The following is a 1,335-nucleotide window of genomic DNA, read 5'->3' on the forward strand; positions in this document are numbered from 1 at the left end:
GCACCTGTTCATCACCGAACTACGCCTGGACCCAAAAGCGGCTGCGCCGGCCTGACCCTCTACACCGTCATCCGCGAGCTACAACGACTCCTCGCAACCTGGACCGGCGCCTGCCTCACCTGCCATCAACCCGTGAAACCGTTACACCGCAACAAACGCCACCGAACCTAACAAAGCACTACTAGGCCCTGTTTCAAAAATGAAAACCGTCTGCTCGCCCGCCGTTGGCTGTGCTGGGTCGACGTCGGCGTGTCGGTGATCGATAGACAGCGAGGTCTCCGGTAGAGGGTTCATCGACCAAGACGAACTTTCATACCGGAGACCTCGTGGCCACCTTAGCGGTGACGAGGCGACACGACCTGACCGACGCTCAGTGGGCGGTGCTGGAGCCGTTGCTGCCCAGGCTGCGAGGGTCAGGACGTCCGCCGAAGTGGAGCAGACGGCAGTTGATCGACGGGATTCGGTGGCGGACACGGGTCGGCTCGCCGTGGCGGGACGTGCCGGCGCTCTACGGGCCCTGGCAGACCGTCTATGGGTTGTTCCGCCGGTGGCAGCGGGCCGGAGTGTGGCGGGATGTGGTCACCGGGTTGCAGGCTCGGGCCGACGCGGCGGGGATGATCACGTGGGACGTCAGCGTCGACTCCACCAGCGCCCGCGCTCATCAGCACGCCGCCGGCGCCCGCAACCGTGGCCAGTTGCAGGTCGAGTCGCCCGGCGGCGTCGATGACGAACCCGATGATCATGCTCTGGGACGGTCACGAGGTGGGTTGACCACCAAGCTTCACCTGGCCTGTGAACAGGGTCGTAAGCCGTTGTCGACGGTGCTCACCGCCGGACACCGCGGCGACAGCCCGCAGTTCGTTCCCGTGCTGGCTGGCATCCGGGTCCCCAGGGTCGCCGGTGGCCGGCCACGCACACGACCGGATCGGGTCCTGGCGGACAAGGCCTACAGTTCCCGCGCCAACCGGCAGCACCTGGCCCGCCGAGGGATCGCCGCGACCATCCCGATCAAGATTGACCAGGCGGCGAGCCGACGCAGGAAGGGCTCGAAAGGTGGGCGGCCACCGACCTTCGACCCCGGCATCTACCGGCAACGCCATGCCGTCGAGTGCGGCATCAACCAGCTCAAACGCAACCGAGCACTGGCCACCCGCTACGACAAACTCGCCGTCCGCTACCACGCCACCGTGCACATCGCCACGATCAACGAATGGCTCCGACCCGGCTTATGAAACAGGGCCTAGTACTGCAACGGCAGTTGTGGATGCCGTGTAGTGCATGATGTCTGCCGTGGCGGTGGCGGAGGTCGATGCGTGGGCGGCGGAGTTGGATCGG

1 protein-coding gene is annotated in these 1,335 nt (G+C 66.0%); it reads left to right on the plus strand.

Annotation, left to right across the window (positions count from 1 at the left end; translation table 11 throughout):
* Positions 1-326: 326 nt before the first annotated feature.
* Positions 327-1,232, plus strand: a complete 906-nt coding sequence (locus AB0873_RS32570) for an IS5 family transposase (RefSeq protein WP_366604643.1) — start codon at positions 327-329, stop codon at positions 1,230-1,232.
* Positions 1,233-1,335: the final 103 nt, after the last annotated feature.

The sequence above is a fragment of the Micromonospora sp. NPDC047707 genome (assembly GCF_040704235.1).
Taxonomy (GTDB): Bacteria; Actinomycetota; Actinomycetes; order Mycobacteriales; family Micromonosporaceae; genus Micromonospora.